The sequence below is a fragment of the Bordetella tumbae genome (assembly GCF_965139195.1).
GTDB classification, from domain to species: Bacteria; Pseudomonadota; Gammaproteobacteria; order Burkholderiales; family Burkholderiaceae_B; genus Bordetella_A; species Bordetella_A tumbae.
This window is the reverse complement of the sequence record NZ_CBCSJH010000007.1, coordinates 113,013-132,487: the sequence shown is the minus strand read 5'-3', so window position 1 is coordinate 132,487 and position 19,475 is coordinate 113,013. Positions and strand designations below refer to the sequence as shown.

The following is a 19,475-nucleotide window of genomic DNA, read 5'->3' as shown; positions in this document are numbered from 1 at the left end:
TTTCCACATATGTCCGTTTTCGTGAGCGAAACGCGTACACCACAACTCATTATCTTGAGCGGCGTGCACAAAGGCGCAGCCGTCCCGCTCGAGGCGAATGCCGCGTATCGGCTTGGGGCAGATGTTGCGTGTGACATTGTGCTGCGCGATGCAGGCATTGCCTCCCACCATGTCACGTTGAACATCGCAGAGGGCGAGCTCAGTCTGGCATCGCATGCCGATCTCGTTCAGACGGATCGAAAACTGAAAATACTAGACGGCCATGTCTGCGAGAGCCGGCTGCCGTTGTCTTTCAGCATTGGCGATACCCGTATGCAGGTCGCGTATTCCCGCGATGGGCATGCATCGAGGTCTTCGGCAGTGTCCTCGAGGTTGAAGGTCTTACTTCCCGCCATGGTGGGAATATCGGTCGTGCTGGGCTACATGTTGTGGTATCCCGTTGGCGTCGCCAGCGAGGCGAACGCACAAGCAAGCCTGAATGCGCTAGCAGAGCCTGCAAAAAAATTGCCCATCGACCTCGTGCGGCGTCAACTGGAATCCCGTTTGAAGGCATCGGGACTGGGACAACTGCAGGTAAGGGCAGGACAGAGCCAGATGGAAGTCTCTGGCGAGCTGCCCGTCGATACCAGAGCGCAATGGCATGAGATTCAGATGTGGTTCGATCGCGCCTATGGCAAAGACTATTTACTCCGGTCGAAGCTGACAGAGGCGCAAGCAGTGCGGATGGCGATCCAAGCCGTCTGGACCGGCGCATCACCCTACATTATCGATGGCCAGGGACAGCGCCGATATCCCGGATCCGTGGTGGAAGACGGCTGGGTGCTGGAGAAGATCGACCGGCACGAGGTGGTGCTGGTCAAGAATGGTCAGCAGCATATTTTCCGCCTCTGACGGATAGAGACGAGTATGCGGATAACCCGGGCTGATATCGATCTGTGGCGCGCTCGCGAAATGCAGGGCATGCGCCGTTTGCGCGAAACGGCGCCCACCCCTGCGCTGGAAAGACGATTTGAAGCCGAGGCGAAAAAACCGGCAGCGCGACGCCGCGGCCAGGTCGGAAGTATCGATGCGGGAAACGCCATTCCACCGTTGGGAGACGTCCTGGAGGAAACCAGCGGGAATGTCGTGGTTCTGCGTCATCTGATCAATCGTGTGCTGCCTGCGCTGCCTATGTCAGAAGACGTCAGGCAATGCGCCAGCGCGTTGTTCGCCGAGGATATGGATCATCATCTGCGCGTGCTGGATGCGGTGCCGCGGGGCGATAAAGAACAGGAAATCGATGGAGAATCTGGACAATCTGAGCCTGCAGTGGCTGTGCCGCCGAGCTGAATTGTTGTCGGAAAACGGTTATGTTCATCGCGGACTGGTGTACCAATTGGTCGCATATCACATGCAGCCCGATGACGAGAACGTGCTGCATGGCTTGGCGAGAATATTCGCAGCGGCGGGCGATGGCGCGCGTGCGCTGGACGTCGTTGGCAAGTTAGAGGCCATGGGAGTCGATGCAGCGGACTTGTCGATGGTGCGGGCGAATGCATTTCTGGCAATGGGTAATACAGAGGAAACCGCGAAGATACTGGCACAGCATCTGGACACGCTGGGGAAAATAGAATGAACGGAATGAACGCTCAGTTGAATCGCATTCTAGGCGCCGCTGCGCGGCGCAGCGATATGATCGTCGCTTCTTTCATTCTGACGGCAGTCGTCATGATGATCATTCCATTCCCGACCTATGTGGTGGATGTGATGGTCGGCTTTAACATCGCGTTTGCTGTGCTCATTCTGATTGTTGCGTTTTATAGCGCCCGGGCGGTGGATTTTTCCGTTTTGCCCCCAGTGATTCTGTTGAGCACGTTGTTTCGCCTGTCTCTGTCGATCACGACGACACGGCTGATTCTGCGCGATGCAGACGCCGGCGAGATTGTTGCCGCATTCGGCGAGTATGTGATTGCGGGTGACGTCGTGGTGGGTATTGTTATTTTCTTGATCATCACGATTGCGCAATTCATCGTCATTACCAAAGGCGCAGAGCGCGTGGCAGAAGTCGGTGCCAGATTCACGCTGGATGCGATGCCAGGCAAGCAGATGAGCATTGATGCCGATCTGAGAAATGGCGATATTGACCAGACACAGGCCAAGGCGCGCAGATTGAATCTGGAGCGCGAGAGCCAGCTTTTCGGTGCAATGGATGGCGCGATGAAGTTCGTCAAAGGTGACGCTATTGCTTGTCTTGTCATCCTTTGCGTCAATCTGTTCGGCGGTATTGTGATCGGCACGATGCGGCATGGGATGTCGTTTGCCGAGGCGACGCATACTTATTCACTCTTGACAGTGGGTGACGGCCTGATTGCTCAGTTGCCGGCACTGATGACGGCGATCGCGGCAGGCATTGTGGTGACCCGCGTTAATTCCGATCGCGGTGTCGACCTGGGAGCGGAAATCGTTGAGCAACTCGGCGCCAACACCAAAGTGCTCTCGCTCTGCACGGCTATTCTGATTTTTCTAGCACTGGTGCCGGGTTTTCCAGCCTATGTTTTTTTGGGATTGGCATTGATATCCGGAACAGGAGCCTATGCGACATGGCGCAAACAGCGCGCCGATATGATCGATCATGCGCATCCTCAACAAGACGAGGTGGTCGCGGCCGCGCAAGCGCTCGAACCGCAACCGGATCCTTCCCGGCAGACTGCGGCTGATTGGGACGATGCACAAACGGGGCGTCTATTGCTATGCTTGAATCCATTGACGGCCCAGACACTACCGCTGAGATCACTGCAATTGTCGCTCGCCGAGGCGCGCGCGCGGGCCGAGCAGGCGTTGGGAATTCCTTTTCCTGCGGCGGGGCTCAAGCTTGATCCTGCGCTCGCAGATGCCACGTTCAGTATCTGCATAGACGGCATCCCCGTGGCTGGCGGCCTATTGCATCACGACTGCGTTTTTATTGTTGGTGATTTGACGGCTGTTGACATGTTGAATCTGCCCGGGCAGGCGAGGCTCACTTTTGATGGTCGGGCCGCGGCCTGGGTCTCGGATGACCATATACAGGATTTGGAGCGCCTAGGAGCGGTCTGCCTGGCTCCGGTGGAGGCACTGGGTGAATACGTGTCGATGGCGCTGATTCGCCATGCGCCTGAGTTTCTGGGTGTGCAGGAAACACGCCAGCTCTTGAACGAGCTCGATCAAAGCCATCCCGAATTGGTTCGACAGTCGTTGCAAGTCGTGCCGTTACCGCGTCTGGCGGAGGTGTTGCGTCGATTGTTGGAGGAACGTGTCTGCATCCGGAATTTGCGCAACATTCTGGAGGTCGTTGTGCAGGTCTCCGACGCAAGATCGTTGCCTGTCCTGGCAGAGAACATACGCGTGGCATTGGCGCGTCATCTTTGCCATCAGTACGCAGATGTACATCGCACGATTGGCGCGTACGTGCTGTCGCGTGAGCTGGAACAGAACATTCGCAAAGAGACTTTCCCTGATGACAAGAAACAGATTCATACGTTGTCCATCGACTTGAGCAGCACGTTGATCGATGGCCTGCAGTCTGCGCCTCAGGGGGCCTCTGCCTCAGCCCAGCCCGTGCTGATGGTCGCTGCAGATATCCGACGATATTTGCAGCAGCATCTGGCAAAGCACGGGGTTGCCATTCCTGTGCTGGCGTATACAGAGCTGGCCTCGGGGTATGTGTCGCATCCATTGGCTGTCCTCGGCGCAGATGGGGTGGCTCAAATACCGGAGTCCGGCGCATTCCAATCGGATCATGCCCTGAGGGAGGCAGCGTGACCTATTTTCGTGGTGTTGTCATGGTGCTGCTGAGTCTGATGCTCTCGACATCATTAGCCCGAGAGACGGGCGAGTCCTCTGCTGTGTCGGTGGCTCAGGGGGACGGCCGGATGCTGCGTTTTAAACAGGCAATCGATTCGATAATGATCGCCGACGAGGCTGTGGCGGATGTCCAGATCATCACGAGCCGTGCTGCCTATCTGTTCGGAAAATCGATTGGCACGACACGGATCACCGCTCTCGATGCTAACCAGAATATCGTCATGGATACCGCAGTACACGTCGGGACCGGGGCTGGGGACGGCAATGTACAGGAGCGTGCCGCAGGCAAGCGCGTGGTAGCTCGCGGTCGTGTGAAAGATCTCGGGGATGCCGTCGAACAGGGTGCGTTGCTATCCGGCTATGCCAGCGACGGCGTGCAGCCCGTGAACATGATGACGCAATCGGATTTGCCTCAGATCAATTTACGCGTGCGTTTCGCGGAGGTATCCCGCCAGGAGCTGCTGGCGTACGGGGTGAACTGGAGCGCCTTGTTCAATTCGGGCTCGTTCTCTTTTGGCTTGGTGACGGGAGGCCCGCTGGCCGCGGCACAAGGGGCCACCAATATCGTGTCGGGAGGATTCAGCTCGGGCAGCGCAACGGTTGATTTGCTGTTGGATGCGCTGCAAACCAATGGCGTGCTGGAAATTCTGGCGGAGCCGAATATCACCACCGTAACGGGGCGTACGGCGAGTTTTCTGGCGGGTGGAGAGATCCCGGTGCCGGTGCCGGTGACGAATGAGATGATTGGCATCGAGTACAAGCCCTACGGCGTGTCGCTGGTCTTCAGGCCGGTCCTGTTACCCAACGACCGGATCTCGCTGCAGGTTCGTCCAGAGGTCAGTACGCTGTCCAGTGCAGGGCTTGTCGAGGTATCGGGGGTTGATATTCCGTCGTTCAGTGTGCGGCGGGCCGATACCCAGGTGGAGATGGCCAGCGGCCAGACGTTTGCGATTGCGGGTTTGTTCCAGCGAAACAGTTCATCGGACATCGATAAGCTCCCGTTGCTGGGCGATATTCCCATCCTGGGACAGCTTTTTCAGTCCAAGCGGTTTCAGCGTAACGAGACTGAGCTGGTCATCCTGATTACGCCGTATCTGGTCAAACCCGTGTCGGGTAAAGCCAGTGCGACGCCCTTGGATGACGCTCACGAGAATCCCGCCCGCTTGGTCGTCGGCGGCCCGGCCGGACTGCAGGGAGCTTCTGATTTTGGTTTTTATGTGTATTAGATCGAGACGGTCATGCGAGTAGCGATGCGTGGGTTTATGGCGGTGGCTCTGATGTATTGCATGTACGGATGTACGAGCATGTCCCAGTCGGGATATTCCGACAGCTATCGTCCGTTGCAAGCAGGGCCGCAGACAGATTTACGCTACCTACCGCAGGCATGCCTGGCCGACGACATGATCGGCACGGTGCCGCGGCTACCCCCTGGCTGCGCCAATGCGTTGAACCTGGCTGAGATGGTGATCGATCAACGCGATCTGAGCCGTGGCCGCGAAATGGGACCGGCCCTGGTCGGGCCAGCGGCCTCTGCCGTTGAGCAATATTTGGGGGTCAGGGAAGACCAGGAGGCCGATCGCCGTAAACAGCTCGAAAGCGAATCGGCGATCACGAATTAGGAAGCGGCGCGACGGGGGCCGGCGCAGAGGTCGGGATAATACCGATCGCCGATGCGCGTTGGATCGGATCTGCGATCGCCCGGATGCGTTTGGCCCGGGCTATCAGCGCCTTTCGAGCCGGAGCGGGCATGCCTTGCAGCGCCTTCTCCGCTTGCTTGTCCTGGCGGGCAAGCACCAGGATCAACGCTTGCCGCCGGAAATGATGAGGCTCTGCAAGCGGCGATGCTGTAACGGCAGCGATCTGCTCAATCGCGGCTGGCATGTCATCGCTCAGAGCATAAACCATCGCTTGGTTCGCTTTGATTTCCAGATTGCCGGGCGCCAGTGATTCAGCGGTCTTGAGTGCCTGATGCGCCTGCTCGAACTCGCCGTTCAGTGTGGCGGAAATTCCCAGCAAGTTATAAGCACTGTAGGTGTTGATCTTGGGAGCGGCTGTCGCGATGAGTGCCTGGGCGCGCTCGGTATTGTGTTCGAGCAGTGCGGCATAACCCAGACCGAGAACTGCCTCTGGATCTTCCGGGCGCAGTTGATAGACTTTTCGAAAGGCCTGCGACGCCGCTTGCGGGTTGCCATTGCGCAACTGCGCCTGACCCAATGCCAGCTGTATGTCGGGATTGTCCGGCATGGTGGCGGCCGCTCGTTCGTATAGGGTGACGGCCGAGGCGACGTCGCCGCGCCGGGACAGGTCTTGCGCGAGACGCGTCAAACGCGCTTCTTGGGTCGATAGTGTGGGCGCTGTGGTGCAGCCACCTAGTAACGCCAGCGTCAGGGCGACGGGCAGCCAATGCCGGGTCAGGTCTGTCACGTAGAGTCTTTCAGCAGAGTCAGCCAACAATTAGAGCAGCCCAGCATGACACAGCGATGAAAAAACACAGTCCTTGCACACCTAGTACCGCGTAGGGTGACAAGTGTGCAAGGATCTGGGTAAAGACTTAGTTCTGCGGGCGTTGTTTGACTGCGTCCAGCTCGCCTTTGAGTTCGGTCGTGAGTTCCGTGACCTTGGCCGATAGCCCGATCGCGCGATCAAAGGCGTCTTGCATGTTGGCGATAGACTCGATGGTCGTGCCGTTCAGCCCGCCTTGGGCTGCCCAGTCGAAATTCCACGAGCCCGACAAGCCGTCAGCACCCGCGACGTCATGTGTCTCGATTGCTGTAAAGACATCTGGGTGGCTGATCATGTATTGCGCGGCAGCGGACACATCGGCAGGTACGTTGCCCGACGTGTTATTGGCCAATTGCTTTAGCTCGTCTGCATTGATGGCCGATTTACCGTTGCTTTTGAGATAGTCGGCGATGATCTGGCTCGACTTGGAGATGTTGAGCTTTTGTTCAAAGACCAGAGCTGAATTGTCTCGAACGAAGGACGAGTTTCCTACGGCTTGAGTGGGGGCTGTCACGAACATCTCCTTGATATGGGGGAGGGGATATGCAGATTGTGATGAGGTGTTGTTGCGTGGACATGTCACCACCGACATGTCCGATACTCATATGTCAGGTCACGAGGCGATGGTAGAGTCTTCGCCCGGCCATTCGTCATCGGGGATGTCGCCGATGTCGCCGTTTTTCACGCCATCAATCTCGTACTTGGTCAGATAGGTGCCGAGCGTATCGCCGAAGTCATCGGACCGCTTCTGATGCTTGCCCTCTTCGATGAGGCCCGGCAGCAGCGATACGATCACTCCTATCCCTGCCGCAGTCCAACCCAACGCCCCAGCAAAGACAGGGACAATGTTGGGGACTTTGCTGATGAGATTCGGCAATAGGGCGTTACCCAGTCCCCAAGCACCTTCGACCATGGAGGCCAATCCGGCGATGGCGCCGATAGAGCTTGACGTGATGGTCAGGCCACCGGTAACCGTGTCTCCATTCCGGATCGATTTGACCCCGTCAAAGATGCCATAGGCGCCCATGACGACGCCGGCGGCGCCGCCCAGGCCCTTGGCGCCTTCTTCGAACTTCTTCGCCAGGTCGGCCCGTTTATCGTACAAGGCCGGCTTCGTATCTTTTGCGTCCTGGGCGGCCTGGTTCTCGGGCGAGACGTCGTCCAGCAGCGATCCCACGCTATTCATCAGGTCGTCGTCGAGCTTGCCCTTCAGGCCTTTCAGGTATTGGGTATAGCCCTTCATCCCGCCTTCGGTCAGCAGGGTCGCAGTCAACACCGAGCCTGCGGTGATGTTGACGATATCTTTCTCCGTGGGCTTGCCGTTGGTGCCAATTCCACGCGCGATTGTCATGCCAGCAATGAAGAGCCCGCTCACGCCATGGAGGACTCCCTTGTCATAGGCTCCCTTGGCGTTATTGTTGGGATCGAGATTGTTGAGGCTGCCGGTCTTGTCCAGCGTCTTCGTCCCTTGGCGGTAAACATCCCAAGTCGCTCTGAAACCAGCCAAGATCTGGTCTGGTGTGGACTTCTTGCCATTGTCGTTGACGAAAAGCTCGGGGTTCTCCTTGACGACCTCTTCAATATATTTTTTTACTTTTTTCTCGTCGAGCTCGTCGCCGCCATTGATCCCGAATGCCTTCTTCATATCGTCGAAGGAGGCATCCTTGAGGATGTTTTCATTGCCGATTTTCGAGAAATTCTCTTCGAGCTTGTCGTCGAACTTACCGGTGAATTCGGGGTCGAGCGCAGAGTTGTAGAGCGCGACCTCCATGTTGAATACGCTGGCAGCTTCTTCAAAGGAGTTATCTTTCAGCAGCTCCTTCAGACGGTCTCCAGACACCAGGGACTTCTCGTAGAAGTCCTTGAAATCTGTTTCGTGGTCAGATTTCTTGATGGCTTCTTTGATGTCTTTGGGTTCCTCGATCCCCAGCGCGTTCTGATAGGATTGCGCGGTTCCGATGAACTCTGCCAATACTGCCTGCTGGGCGGACTTTCCGTCCTTCATGTTCGTTTCCCACGACGTGTTCAGAGCATTCCCGCTCTTGATTTCTTTGTCGTAGGTATCTTGTACAGCTTCCTTGAGGCCTTTATTGTCTTCCATCAGGCCTTTCAAGGCACTGGCGGTTTTTTCGCTCAGCGTTTTGGTGACTTCCTTGTCGTCCTGCAGGATCTTGATGTGATCATTCAGGTCCTCGAATACCTTGTCCTTGTCCGGGTGGACGCGTGCACGGTTAGCGATGGAGACTTTCGAGTAGTCATCCTTCCACATGCCAGCGGATGCGCCATCCACCATCAATTGCTGGGCATGTAGCAGGTCCTGCAGAACGGCTGCTTTTTCGTCGCTGGAATATTTCTCTGGATGCTCGAAAATATCGCCGTCGAATTTACTGACATCAATATCCGAGAACGCGCTCCGTTCCGCAGCATCGGAAAGAAAGGACATCAATGACGCAGCATCCTTTGGCGCCGACTTGCTGAGCCAGGTCTGTATGTCTCCCTTGCTGAGGTCGCCGTCTTGTCTTTGTGCCAGGGAGTGCTTCGCGTTGTCGACGATATCGAAGGCGCCAGGTTGAGACCAGAACTCCAATGCTTCCTTGGTCTCGTCGCTCAGATCCTTGGCGGTATCTGTATATCGCTTCAGCGCGTCGGCATCCAGATATTTACCTGCCCCCGCTTTTTCACGAATTTTGTCGTAGTTTTCCTCTAGGATGGCGGCATATTGGGCTATCTGCTTTGACCCTTTGTCGGCATCAGGATTGGCTTTCAAGTAGTCTTTGTAGCTCTGGATGTCCTCTACCTTGTCGTTAATTCCAGACGTCTTTGAGAGATCGCCCTTGAGTGCGTCGAAACCGTATTTGCCGAAATCCTGGAGGCGGCCTGCCTCTGTGTCGGGCTTGGCCTCGCGACTCGACGTGAATCCATTGATTTTTCCATCGCCGACACTTTCGCCGGTGAGTTCTTTGCCATTGCTGTCGAATTGTTCGACATGCCTGAGAAGCTGCGTCGCACGATAGGCGGCATCTGCATTCGTGTCAAAGTCTCCGATACGCTCTTTCAGCAGATCGCGTACGCCGCTATGATCACCGAGTTCCTTCAGCAGAGGATCGCCGTCGATGATCTCTTTCGCGGATCGATCATCGCCTTCGGGGCGTTCCCACTGAATTCCCAAGTCTTCCGCCTTTTTGCGCGCGTCCTTGTCGTTGGCCACGTCTTTATAGTCAGTAAGCTTGCCCTTGAGCGCGGAAAAGCCCTCTTTGCCAAAGTCCTGCAGACGGCCTGCTTCCGTGTTCGGTTTGGCCTCACCACTGTTGGTGAATCCGTTGATTTTCTGGTCGCCGACATCACCACCGACCTGACGCTTGCCGTCTTTGTCGTACTTTTCGATATGGTCCAGGAGCTGCGCGGCCCGATAGGCAGCATCTGCGTCTTTATTGAAATCGCCGACCCGCTCTTTCAGCATATCTTTCACGCCACTCTGATTTCCCAGATTCTTGAGCAGCGGATTGTTGTCGATAATGTCCTGGGCTGAGCGGTCATCGCCTTTAGGGCGCTCCCATTCGATTCCAAGATCCTCTGCCTGTTCACGTGCTTTCGAGTCGTCGGACACGGAAGAGAGATCTTTCAGCTCGCCGTTGAGGTTCGAGAATCCGTATTTGCCGAAATCCTGCAGGCGGCCCGCTTCCGTATTGGGCCGGGCCTCGTCACTGCTGGTAAAGCCGTTGATTTCACCATTGTTTACATCTTTGCCGGCAAGGCGATTTCCGCTCGCATCGTATTTCTCTACGTGTTCAAGTACCTGCACGGCGCGGAATGCAGCGTCGGCGTCTTTGTCGATGTCGCCGCCCACGCGTTGTTCGAGAGAGTCTCTGACGCCGCTCTGATTGCCCAGGTTTTTGAGTAGTTCGCTGTCTTCAATGATTTCCTGTGCGGAGCGTTTGTCATCATCCGGCCTTTCCCACAGAATGCCTGCATCTTTTGCATCTTTTTGTGCCTGTTCCCATGCGGCTGTGTTGTCGGGATCAACCGATTTCGGGTCGACAGGGCTTGATGCAGTGACGTTAGACATAGAGATTGTTCCTTTCTGTCATGGGATTCGGCACGGACATGGCAATGCATTGCTCATGGAGTCCTTGGGGATTCGTATGAGCATTGTTATGTCTTGCGATGACAGTGGGATGAACCCGGCTGCATTCTTTGGCAGCAGGTCAAAAGGAACTCAGGAGGCGTGGGGTGTCAGCCCATTGGCACGATTGACGCTAATGGAGAATCGGCCGCGGTACGGTATCAAGGCGCACGCCGCGCCAAAACCTCATCACGCGGCCCTGCATCCACCACGCGTCCCGCCTCCATGACGACGATCGTGTCAAAGCGGCTGAGCAGGCTGGGCCGATGCACAGAGGCCACGATACACGCCGTGGGAAACGCGGCATACATGCGATCGAACACCTGGCCTTCGGATTGCGGGTCCAGCGCGCTGGTGGGCTCATCCAGCAGCAGCAGGGAACTGCCCTGCGCCGCCAATGCCCCTCGTGACAGGGCCAGGCGCTGCCGTTGCCCGCCAGACAGATTGCTGCCGCGTTCGTTGACCGGGCTGGCCAGGCCGTCGGGCATGCGTTGCAGCACTTCGTCGAACACGCCGGTATGTACGGCGGACTGCAGTGCTGCTGACGTGGCAGGCTCGCCAAAGGTCAGGTTTTCCTCCACGCTGGCTTCGAACACCTCGGCTTCTTGCGGGATCAACGTAGCCAATGTGCTCAGTTCGGCCCAGTCTACTGACTTGCCGTCGCGCAGCAGTTCGCCTTGCTGCGGCGGATATAGGCCGGCCAGCGTGCGCAGCAATGTGCTCTTGCCACCGCCGCTGGGTCCGATCAACGCGATGCGCGACCCCCGGCGCAAGACCAGATCGACATCATGCAAGCCGCCGCGCCCATCGGCGGAATAGCTCCAGGTGAGGCCACGCAGCGCCAAGGTTTGCCATGGCGCATCGGGCACGATGGCGGGCACGGTGGCCTGCGGGTCGCCCGGCGCCCGCCAGATGGGCTCGGCGCTGCTGAAGTCGGTGTGGATACGTGAGAAGCTCTGGAAGTTCGACGCAATGGCGCTGACGACTGAGGCGACCTGCTGGGCATATTGATAGATCATGAAGATCGTGCCCAGCAGCACGGCTTGTCCGGGCTCGCGATGTTGCAGTACGTAGTGGACCACGAGTATCCAGGTCAGGCCCATGCCCATCAGGTCTACCACGCACCATTTGACCTCGTTGACCCAGAGCGCTCGGCGCAGCGGCACCATCATGGTTGCCAGGCGACGGCCCAGAATTTTGCGCGAGGCAGCTTGCAGCCGCAGGCCAATGACCGTCCCGGCATTGCTGACAAAATCGAGCAGCGCCGCAACATAACGGCGTTCCTCATCGTTCTCGGAACGCGCCAGCCGCATCAGCACGAGGTCGAAACGCAAGGTGATGAGTGCAATCACCAGATAGCCGCCAACGGCAATGCTGCCGCTGGCCTGAGACAGCAAGAACAACGCTACCAGAGGGCCAACGAAGTTCAAGGCACTGTGCAAATAGCCATACATGCCCCGCGCGAATGTCGACAAGGCACGGCTGGATTGCAGCACGCGGTGCTGCAAGTCGCCCGAGTGACGGCCATCGCGCCAGGTCAGCGGTGCGGCAGCGATACGGGCGTAGAGCTCGTCGGCCAGTTGCTCCCGTGCGCGTACGCCAACTTGGCCCTCCAGTACGCGTCCGGGGCCGTGAAATACCCAATGCATCGCGTAGCAACTGACCAGGAACATGATCCACAGGCCGGCCGTCGGCATATCGTTTTGCTGCAGGGCATTGATGGCGTGGCCCGCCAGCCAGGGCAAGGTCAACTTGATCAGCTGCGCGCCGGACAGCAGGGTGATGGCGCCGATCAGGTGCCGCCGTTTGCCATCGGCATAGCGCCACAGCGCGCCACACAGCTCGAGCGCTGCGCGGGTCATGCCGATAGAGGAAGATGAGGAGGATGAATCAAGCTTCATTGTGCAGGGGCGGCAGGTCGGAGGTTGGGACTAGTGGGTCAGCAGACGGTTCAGCGCATCTTGCGCTAAATCATAGGCGGTGAGACCGGGCAGTCGGGCCATGAATTTTTCACGATTATTGCCGGACACGGGAGCAGACCATAACGCGACGGCATAAAGCATGTGGCCGCTGTGCGTCAGCGTTGCCAAGAGATCTCCCGCCTCGCCACCGGATTTCGACCGAATCTCGAAACGAAAACGATGTTTCGTGCCGCTGGCCCCCTCGGATAGAGGAAGGGCGTCGTTTGAGAGCAGCTTGGCGTCGCCAAAGTCAGGAGACTGCTTGGCCATGAAATCGCGCAGCAGGCTCTGCCCATCACGAGTCATGTCAAAACCGTTGGGTGTCTCAAGGGCGGCAAGCCACACGAGTCCGGCATTCTTGCCATCGCGTTTACGCACCATGTGCATTTCTGCCGGAACCGCGCCGTTGAAGTCATTGATGACCACCTGCCACGCGGGCGAGACGTTCAGCGTCGCGGCATGCTGGCCGAGTTTTAACGGGATATCCTGCATTTCCGCCCAATGGCTGGCGGGCTTTCCATCGGCAAAGCGGATGTCGTCGAGCATCGTCCGGGCGAAGGTCTCCACACTCTTGCCTGTTCTCATTGCTGTTCGCTCATCGTGTTTTCCCGTCGTCGCCGTCACAAAGTGAAAGACGAGCAGCTTTGTCCCGCGCGTCAGGCAGCGAGTGAAGCCTACCTGTACCGGTTTGCCTTCGTCAGCCTTGAGGCTACGCAGGTCCGCCGAGGCCGAGTCGTCCGAAACGGAAAGAGAAATCACATCCAGCCCTGTTGCTTGCACCTCATACGCGCAAAGGCGCACAGCGGCAGCGGGATACTCCAGATCGAAAGCGACGATGCTGACGTCTGCTGGGACGGTCTTGGATGGCGTCACTTTGCCCACTACCACCGAGCGTCCGGCCGTGTTGGGCTGGCGAGGCTCATAGTTCACGGTTTGAAGGGTGGCCCCTTTGGGCAGGGCAATGTCCGCGCGCAGGTCGGGGGCGCCGAAATTCAGCGTCTTTGTTTGCCAGCCTGTCGGGGGCGAGGCGGCGACGCACCAAGTTGTTGTCATCAGGCCGATGAGCATGCTGCCAAGGAGGCGCAGTGTGGTGTCGTTGATTTTTTTTCTCATCATTTGTGTCTGCTAAAGGTCGTCGATATGGGCGATGGGAAACGTCGGGGGGGATGAGAATCTTGACGCAAAAACTTCTGCTATATACAATAGCTATATACTATTTCTCCCCAAGGAGTAATGACATGTCTATAGGCACTGTGTTTATCAATAATCGCACACAAGCCGTCCGGCTCCCTCTAGACGTGCGTCTGCCCGAAGGCGTGCGCAAGGTAGAAGTGCGTGTCAGAGGGAATGAACGCATCATTGCACCCGTTGGCCAGACCTGGGATAGCTTTTTCATGGACGGGCCTGCTGTTACTGATGACTTTATGTCCGAACGAGCCGGCCAACATCAGTCAGAACGAGAGTCGCTCTGATGCTGCGTTACCTGTTAGATACCAATATCGTTATCTACGTCTTGAAACGGCGCCCTATAGAGGTACTGTCTACTTTCAACGCAAATGCCAGTCGCATGGCGATCTCGTCTATTACGTTGGCTGAGCTCGTACATGGAGCAGAGAAGAGCAGCCGAGTCAGCGAGAATTTGTCTGCTGTCGAGGATTTTTGTAGCCGGCTTGAGGTGCTTCCGTATGGTGCCAAGGCTGCCCAACACTACGGCGCTATTCGAGCGGTTCTGGAAAAGCAGGGTCAACCTATTGGTGTAAACGACTTGCACATTGCAGGGCATGCACGAAGTGAAGGCCTCGTGCTGGTAACGAACAACGAATCGGAGTTTGCCCGCGTTCCCGCGCTTGAGGTGGAGAATTGGGTCGTCACCTGAGAGGGTTTACAGTGTCCCGGATCGTGGGTCCAACTCACGTTTGTGCTGGATGATGCTCGACACCAGGCCATAGGCGACGGCATCTTCAGCTGGCATCCACAGATCGCGTTCGATATCCATGCGCACTCGTTCGATGGGTTGGCCGGTTTCGCGCGAGATGACCTGCGCGATACGTTCGCGCGCTTTGATGATCTCCTTGGCCTGTAGCGCCATGTCACTGGCGGGGCCAACTGCTCCGCCACTGGGCTGATGAATGAGAAAACGGGTCTGCGGCAGGCAGTAGCGGCGCTCGCTGGGAGCTCCTAAGAAAAGATGAGTGGCCGCGCTGCCAACCCATCCGGTGCCGACCATGTTGACGGGCGCCGAAATAAAACGCACCACATCATGAATGGCGTCACCCGATTCGAGATGCCCTCCCGGGGATGAGACGATAACGGTGATCGGTGCGTCCGAGTCGGCATCCAGCGCCAGCAGTTTGCGCACCGTTTCGCAAGCAAGTGCGTCCGTAACGGTACCGAATACCAAGACTGTCCTGGAACGAAATGCCTTTTCTTCCAGAAAGGTGCTGTCGCGCAGTGTTGAGGGGCCGGGTTGCGTGTCTATCTGTTGTGCAAACATATACTATGGTTCCTTGGTGTTGATTCATTTAGTAGACGAACGAACAGGTGTTTGCGTGACATATCCAGATGACTCTGCTTTCTCAATCGATGATGAAGTACTGCACCGCCGCCTCGTTGCATTAGCTCGCCACTGGTTGGCCGTTGGCGAAGAGGCTGACGAACTGGTGCAGGACACATGGGAGCGCGCCCTCGACGGCACGCTACCTTCCGACGCCAAAAGCCGCGAAGCCTGGATGATTACTGTGCTGCGCAACCTCTGCATCGATGCCTGGCGGCGTCAGGAACGGCTACGGATCATCAAAGATCGGCTTTTGGAGGAGGACTCGCAGGCATCTGGCGTGGATTCTCCCGAACGATTGGTCGACCAGGCGCAGCGTGTGGAGCAGGCCCTGCGGCATCTGATTCGCGTCTTGCCGGCAGGCGAAGTCGCGATGGTTCTTCTGTATGAGGTGTTCGATTACAGTCACGCCGAACTTGGCGCATTGACGGGGCGCAACGAGGTTGCCTCACGCCAGCAACTGCACCGTATATTGCAGCGGGTACGCCGCATCGACCCAAAGGACGACCCCATAGACGACGATTCAAGCGACTTGCTCGTCCTATGTTATTGGACGTTGGTGCAACGCGACCCTGCCGGGTTGGTCGCTGTGTTGCGGACTTCTCAGCCTCAGGCGATGGCGCTTTCGGCTCAGGCTGCTGGGTATGAGGCCCACGACACGGCGCCATTGCCAATGGCCACACCGACTCGGATCGCAGGTTTGTTTACCCCGTCGTTTTGGGCCGTCAGCGGCTTTTATTTTTATCAGCCAAGCATTGAGGAGGTCGCTGAACTCGCCTGATCGCTTTGGGCGATGGCTGTCAATCAGGTCATATCCCGATCCCATCCACCCGACACCCGGGTATATGTAGTCTTTCCTATAGCAACAACCCGGGAGACGGATTTGAAGAAACTACCATTCTTGATAGCGGGAGTAATGGCGATGGCGGCACAAGCGTATGCGCAGGACAAGCCCACAGTCCAGTTGATCGCCACAGGCGGCACGATCGCGATGAAGATCGATCCGGTCAAGAAAGCGCCGGTGCCCGCGATTTCCGGCGACGATTTGATGGCCACCGTGCCCGACGTCGCAAAGTACGCCAAAGTCGAAGTCAATAACCTATCTAACGTCCCGTCCGACTACATGGACCCGGTGCGCTGGACAGCCCTGACCAAGGCGGTCGAAGAAACGCTGAAACGGTCCGATGTGGCGGGTGTGGTGGTGTCGCATGGCACGGACACACTCGAAGAAACCGCGTTCTGGCTGGATACGACCGTCAAGTCGGACAAGCCTGTGATCTTGATCGGCGCCCAGCGCAATGCTTCATCATCGGACTTCGACGGCCCGCGTAACCTGCTCAATGCGGTACGCATTGCGGTCGACGACCAGGCGAAGGGTAAGGGCGCCATGCTGGCCATGAATAACCAGATCAACGCCGCGCGTTATGTCACAAAGACGCACACGGCCAATGTAGAGACCTTTCAGTCGGGTAGCTATGGCTTGATCGGTGAAGTCTATGCGGACAAGGTCGTCATCGACCGCGCGCCGTTGCGCCGCCAGCACATCCCGATTGTTGCCACGGAAATGCCGCGGGTGGATATCGTCGCCATGTACGGGGGCGCCGATGACCGCATGCTGCGCACTGCGGTCGATCAGGGCGCCAAGGGTATCGTGGTGCAGGCCCTGGGCATGGGCAACGTCAACATGCCTATGTTCGAAGGGATCAAATACGCGCTGTCCAAAGGGGTGCCGGTGGTCATTTCAACCCGGGTACATAACGGCCGAGTCATGGCGAACTATGGTTTCGAAGGCGGCGGCAAGACGCTGGCCGATGCAGGCGCCGTCATGGCGGGCGACCTGACCCCACAGAAATCGCGCATTCTATTGATGTTGCTGCTGCAGCAGGGCAAGGCGGGCAAGGCAGATATCCAGGCCGCGTTTGATCTGTAGCGGGATCGGCTAGCGGGTGCCTTCTCGTAGCGCCTAATCGAAATCGATCAGGCGCTACCACTGCCACTGGGGATCGTTCCTAACCCAGTCACGCCTCGGGTGGAGGCGCCTTGCCAGGCTCATTCGGACGGACAGGACGCTTTGGTTCGTGTCGAAATGGATCGGGAGCGTCGCCCGGAACAGGCTGCTGACGTCCGGGGGCTTTCTTCCCAGGGAGATCGCCAGGGAACTGATCCGGGCGGTCTGACTCCGGACGGTCGGGCTGGCCGTTCTGATCTACGCTTTGCTGATTCATATGCATGGATATTTCCTTTTGATTGTAGGAAGCAGCATGACGCTGCATCCACATCCTAAATATCCAGCGACAAGCTAGATAGATCGCGTCATACTGATTTTTCTAGTAATTTTGGCTCACCTATCCGGCCGGCATTCGACTATCAATCGCATAAAAGGGGCGAGATGAAACAGTTGTCCACCGTCTTCACCACCGAACGCCGTCATCTTCTGGAAATCATCGATGGATTGGTAGAAGGCATCATCCTGCTGGATATGAACCGGCATATCGCCTGGGCCAATGACACAGCCTTGTCCATGCATGGCGTGGCCAATCTTTCCGATCTGGGTGGTACGGCTTCGGGGTATCGCAAGCACTATAAGCTTCGATATCGTAATCAGCGCAAATTGCTGGCCGCCCAATATCCCATGTACCGAGCACTGGCGGGAGAGTCATTCAACGATATCGTCGTGGAAGTCACCAGCGCGCGCGATTCGGATTTCTATCGAGTCCATCAGGCCAGAAACCTTGTGCTCAGCGATGCACAAGGCAATCCCGAAGGCATTGTGCTGGTGCTTCTGGACGTCACCGAGCGCTACAGCGCCGAAGAACGCTTCGAGAAGACGTTCAACACCAACCCCGCTCCGGCAATCATCTGCTCACTAGAGGACATGCGCTACGTTAAGGTCAATCAGGGCTTTCTGCAGATGACGGGTGACGAGCGTCAGAACGTCCTGGATCATCACTTTGATGAGATCGACATACTCGGTAATTCGCCACAGCGAGAGAGCGCCGAAGAACGGCTGAAGGAGGGGCGGACCATCTCACAAATGGAAACCTGCATACCGCTGCCGGATGGCACCGACAAACTGGTGGTCGTCGCCGGCCAACCGATAGAGGTCGGCGATGCTGAATGCATGCTTTTTACTTTCAACGACCTCGAGCCACGGCGCAAAGCGGAAAATGCGCTGCGCTATAGCGAGGAGCGTTTTTCGAAAGCGTTTCGGTTAGCACCCGTGCCCATGGTGCTGAGCACGCCTGAAGGCCATGTGTTGGAGGTCAATGACGCGTTTGTCGAGACGACAGGCTATGCGTTAAACGCTCTGAGCGAGAATAAAGCATTAGCCCATCTGTGTGCTGAGGCGAGTGTCTACGACGAGACAATGGCCAAGTTAGAGGAGGGCGCAGGAGTTCGAAACCGGGAGTTCAAACTAAGCACGCAAGACGGACAAGTACTGGACTGCCTGCTGTCAGCCGAACCTGTTGTTATCCAGGATGAACCCTGCATTCTGAGCGTGATTCAGGACATCACTGAGCGCAAGCGCAGCGAGACCGAACTGATGGCCGCTATCGAAGCCGTCATGCAGGATACTTCCTGGTTCAGTCAGACGGTGATCGAGAAACTGGCCCAAATCCGCCAGCCGCAGGGGGCCCCCAAGGCCGATGCTCAATTGGCCGATCTTACGCCGCGTGAACGCGAGATACTCGGTCTGATGTGTCAGGGTTTGAGTGATCCCGATATTGCGCAGCATCTGAGCGTGTCTCGTCACACGGTGCGCAATCATGTTGCGTCGTTGTACAGCAAGCTCCAGGTGCACCGGCGCAGTGCTGCGATCGTCTGGGCACGGGAACGCGGCATTGTGGGATATGAAAAGCCGCCGCGCGGCCGGCGAAAGGCCGACCGGTAGTTTGATACTAGAAAAAATAGTATTTCCTTCGCTTCTTGGGTTCGATAGCGCTTTTTATAGTGCAACCATCCGGCCTGCGCTTCGCAGAGGTGCTGCCGGGTACTTCTTCAATGCACGAATAGGGAGACCGTTATGGATAACGATCGCATCAAAGGCGCAGCTAAGGAAGTCAAAGGCAATATTAAGGAAGCTGTGGGCAAGGTGACTGGCAATCGCCAGACCGAGGCCGAGGGTAAGGTTGAAAAGACAGTCGGTAAAGTCCAGCGCAATGTCGGCGAAGCCAAGGACGAGGTTCGCGATGCATTCAAAGACAAAAAGTAATTAAGTTCGAAGCCGATGCCAAGACGCATTTTGGCAAATAAGCGGGATTCGAAAAGGACACACCATGAAAAGCAAAACATTGGCCCTGGCGATGACACTGCTGCTGACGGGCTTGATGGCGGGTTGCAACACGATGCACGGGGCAGGCAAGGATATCGAGCGCGGTGGTGAAAAGATCCAGGAGCAGGCCCGATAAGGGTCGACTTGCAAGCTCGAGAAGCGNCCCACTATGAGTGGGTCGCGTCTAAATCCGCCCAGTAAAGAGCGGCAAGCGCGACTCGATACGACGCAGTAGTTCGGCCG

Annotated in this window: 19 protein-coding genes; 13 read left to right on the top strand and 6 right to left on the bottom strand. The window is 57.2% G+C overall.

What is annotated here, in order from left to right; all coding sequences use genetic code 11:
- The first annotated feature begins 21 nt into the window (after nt 1-21).
- The 6 genes from ACNA0J_RS10910 (at nt 22) to ACNA0J_RS10885 (ending at nt 5,438) form a co-directional block, all read left to right on the top strand.
- Nucleotides 22-891 carry a SctD/MshK family protein gene (locus ACNA0J_RS10910; protein ID WP_415818882.1) on the top strand — a complete coding sequence of 290 codons (870 nt, stop codon included), beginning with the start codon at nt 22-24 and terminating at the stop codon, nt 889-891.
- 15 nt (nt 892-906) lie between these two features.
- Nucleotides 907-1,329 (top strand): hypothetical protein, encoded by a 423-nt coding sequence (locus ACNA0J_RS10905; protein WP_415818881.1) that lies wholly within the window; start codon nt 907-909, stop codon nt 1,327-1,329.
- Nucleotides 1,280-1,615: a tetratricopeptide repeat protein gene (locus ACNA0J_RS10900; protein WP_415818880.1), complete on the top strand. Its 336-nt coding sequence runs from the start codon at nt 1,280-1,282 to the stop codon at nt 1,613-1,615. Before ACNA0J_RS10905 ends, ACNA0J_RS10900 begins: the two co-directional genes overlap by 50 nt.
- Entirely contained in the window at nt 1,612-3,777 is a 2,166-nt protein-coding gene (gene sctV / locus ACNA0J_RS10895) for a type III secretion system export apparatus subunit SctV (RefSeq protein WP_415818879.1), read from the top strand. Before ACNA0J_RS10900 ends, sctV begins: the two co-directional genes overlap by 4 nt.
- Nucleotides 3,774-5,045 carry a type II and III secretion system protein family protein gene (locus ACNA0J_RS10890; protein ID WP_415818878.1) on the top strand — a complete coding sequence of 424 codons (1,272 nt, stop codon included), beginning with the start codon at nt 3,774-3,776 and terminating at the stop codon, nt 5,043-5,045. Before sctV ends, ACNA0J_RS10890 begins: the two co-directional genes overlap by 4 nt.
- A gap of 78 nt (nt 5,046-5,123) precedes the next feature.
- Nucleotides 5,124-5,438: a hypothetical protein gene (locus ACNA0J_RS10885; RefSeq protein ID WP_415818877.1), complete on the top strand. Its 315-nt coding sequence runs from the start codon at nt 5,124-5,126 to the stop codon at nt 5,436-5,438.
- On the opposite strand, the gene ACNA0J_RS10880 is transcribed toward ACNA0J_RS10885, so the two are convergent.
- The 5 genes from ACNA0J_RS10880 to ACNA0J_RS10860 form a co-directional block, all read right to left on the bottom strand.
- Nucleotides 5,428-6,243: a tetratricopeptide repeat protein gene (locus ACNA0J_RS10880; RefSeq protein WP_415818876.1), complete on the bottom strand. Its 816-nt coding sequence runs from the start codon at nt 6,241-6,243 to the stop codon at nt 5,428-5,430. The two genes, ACNA0J_RS10885 and ACNA0J_RS10880, sit on opposite strands and share 11 nt — an antisense overlap.
- A 127-nt stretch (nt 6,244-6,370) precedes the next feature.
- Nucleotides 6,371-6,835: a hypothetical protein gene (locus ACNA0J_RS10875; RefSeq protein ID WP_415818875.1), complete on the bottom strand. Its 465-nt coding sequence runs from the start codon at nt 6,833-6,835 to the stop codon at nt 6,371-6,373.
- 99 nt (nt 6,836-6,934) lie between these two features.
- Nucleotides 6,935-10,387 carry a type III effector HrpK domain-containing protein gene (locus ACNA0J_RS10870; protein WP_415818874.1) on the bottom strand — a complete coding sequence of 1,151 codons (3,453 nt, stop codon included), beginning with the start codon at nt 10,385-10,387 and terminating at the stop codon, nt 6,935-6,937.
- Nucleotides 10,388-10,605: 218 nt separating this feature from the next.
- On the bottom strand, nt 10,606-12,345 hold the full coding sequence (locus ACNA0J_RS10865; protein ID WP_415818873.1) for an ABC transporter ATP-binding protein: 1,740 nt from the start codon (nt 12,343-12,345) through the stop codon (nt 10,606-10,608).
- A 30-nt stretch (nt 12,346-12,375) separates the two neighbouring features.
- Complete coding sequence (locus ACNA0J_RS10860) at nt 12,376-13,521, bottom strand: hypothetical protein (protein WP_415818872.1); 1,146 nt, start codon at nt 13,519-13,521, stop codon at nt 12,376-12,378.
- A gap of 122 nt (nt 13,522-13,643) precedes the next feature.
- Between ACNA0J_RS10860 and vapB the strand changes: the two genes are divergently transcribed.
- Entirely contained in the window at nt 13,644-13,877 is a 234-nt protein-coding gene (gene vapB / locus ACNA0J_RS10855) for a type II toxin-antitoxin system VapB family antitoxin (RefSeq protein ID WP_415818871.1), read from the top strand.
- Nucleotides 13,877-14,281 carry a type II toxin-antitoxin system tRNA(fMet)-specific endonuclease VapC gene (vapC, locus tag ACNA0J_RS10850; RefSeq protein WP_415818870.1) on the top strand — a complete coding sequence of 135 codons (405 nt, stop codon included), beginning with the start codon at nt 13,877-13,879 and terminating at the stop codon, nt 14,279-14,281. The genes vapB and vapC overlap by 1 nt, the downstream gene beginning before the upstream one ends.
- A gap of 6 nt (nt 14,282-14,287) precedes the next feature.
- On the opposite strand, the gene ACNA0J_RS10845 is transcribed toward vapC, so the two are convergent.
- Nucleotides 14,288-14,899, bottom strand: a complete 612-nt coding sequence (locus tag ACNA0J_RS10845; RefSeq protein ID WP_415818869.1) for an ATP-dependent Clp protease proteolytic subunit — start codon at nt 14,897-14,899, stop codon at nt 14,288-14,290.
- 55 nt (nt 14,900-14,954) lie between these two features.
- Here ACNA0J_RS10845 and ACNA0J_RS10840 point away from each other — a divergent pair, with 55 nt between their 5' ends.
- The 5 genes from ACNA0J_RS10840 (at nt 14,955) to ACNA0J_RS10820 (ending at nt 19,368) form a co-directional block, all read left to right on the top strand.
- Nucleotides 14,955-15,740, top strand: a complete 786-nt coding sequence (locus ACNA0J_RS10840) for an RNA polymerase sigma factor (RefSeq protein WP_415818868.1) — start codon at nt 14,955-14,957, stop codon at nt 15,738-15,740.
- 141 nt (nt 15,741-15,881) lie between these two features.
- Nucleotides 15,882-16,889: an asparaginase gene (locus ACNA0J_RS10835; protein ID WP_415818950.1), complete on the top strand. Its 1,008-nt coding sequence runs from the start codon at nt 15,882-15,884 to the stop codon at nt 16,887-16,889.
- Between the two features lie 459 nt (nt 16,890-17,348).
- Nucleotides 17,349-18,851: a PAS domain S-box protein gene (locus ACNA0J_RS10830; RefSeq protein WP_415818867.1), complete on the top strand. Its 1,503-nt coding sequence runs from the start codon at nt 17,349-17,351 to the stop codon at nt 18,849-18,851.
- Between the two features lie 132 nt (nt 18,852-18,983).
- Nucleotides 18,984-19,172 (top strand): CsbD family protein, encoded by a 189-nt coding sequence (locus ACNA0J_RS10825; RefSeq protein ID WP_415818866.1) that lies wholly within the window; start codon nt 18,984-18,986, stop codon nt 19,170-19,172.
- Nucleotides 19,173-19,263: 91 nt separating this feature from the next.
- The gene (locus ACNA0J_RS10820) at nt 19,264-19,368 is read left to right on the top strand and encodes an entericidin A/B family lipoprotein (RefSeq protein ID WP_254924430.1); all 105 of its coding nucleotides are present in this window, start codon (nt 19,264-19,266) and stop codon (nt 19,366-19,368) included.
- Nucleotides 19,369-19,475 lie beyond the last annotated feature (107 nt).

What these genes read in the sequence shown, in the direction of transcription:
- ACNA0J_RS10905 (WP_415818881.1), top strand. Translation starts at nt 907, where the DNA reads ATGCGGATAACCCGGGCTGATATCGATCTGTGGCGCGCTCGCGAAATG.
- ACNA0J_RS10900 (WP_415818880.1), top strand. Translation starts at nt 1,280, where the DNA reads ATGGAGAATCTGGACAATCTGAGCCTGCAGTGGCTGTGCCGCCGAGCT.
- sctV (WP_415818879.1), top strand. Translation starts at nt 1,612, where the DNA reads ATGAACGGAATGAACGCTCAGTTGAATCGCATTCTAGGCGCCGCTGCG.
- ACNA0J_RS10885 (WP_415818877.1), top strand. Translation starts at nt 5,124, where the DNA reads ATGTCCCAGTCGGGATATTCCGACAGCTATCGTCCGTTGCAAGCAGGG.
- ACNA0J_RS10870 (WP_415818874.1), bottom strand. Translation starts at nt 10,387, where the DNA reads ATGTCTAACGTCACTGCATCAAGCCCTGTCGACCCGAAATCGGTTGAT.
- ACNA0J_RS10865 (WP_415818873.1), bottom strand. Translation starts at nt 12,345, where the DNA reads ATGAAGCTTGATTCATCCTCCTCATCTTCCTCTATCGGCATGACCCGC.
- ACNA0J_RS10860 (WP_415818872.1), bottom strand. Translation starts at nt 13,521, where the DNA reads ATGATGAGAAAAAAAATCAACGACACCACACTGCGCCTCCTTGGCAGC.
- vapB (WP_415818871.1), top strand. Translation starts at nt 13,644, where the DNA reads ATGTCTATAGGCACTGTGTTTATCAATAATCGCACACAAGCCGTCCGG.
- vapC (WP_415818870.1), top strand. Translation starts at nt 13,877, where the DNA reads ATGCTGCGTTACCTGTTAGATACCAATATCGTTATCTACGTCTTGAAA.
- ACNA0J_RS10845 (WP_415818869.1), bottom strand. Translation starts at nt 14,899, where the DNA reads ATGTTTGCACAACAGATAGACACGCAACCCGGCCCCTCAACACTGCGC.
- ACNA0J_RS10835 (WP_415818950.1), top strand. Translation starts at nt 15,882, where the DNA reads ATGGCGGCACAAGCGTATGCGCAGGACAAGCCCACAGTCCAGTTGATC.
- ACNA0J_RS10830 (WP_415818867.1), top strand. Translation starts at nt 17,349, where the DNA reads ATGAAACAGTTGTCCACCGTCTTCACCACCGAACGCCGTCATCTTCTG.
- ACNA0J_RS10825 (WP_415818866.1), top strand. Translation starts at nt 18,984, where the DNA reads ATGGATAACGATCGCATCAAAGGCGCAGCTAAGGAAGTCAAAGGCAAT.
- ACNA0J_RS10820 (WP_254924430.1), top strand. Translation starts at nt 19,264, where the DNA reads ATGACACTGCTGCTGACGGGCTTGATGGCGGGTTGCAACACGATGCAC.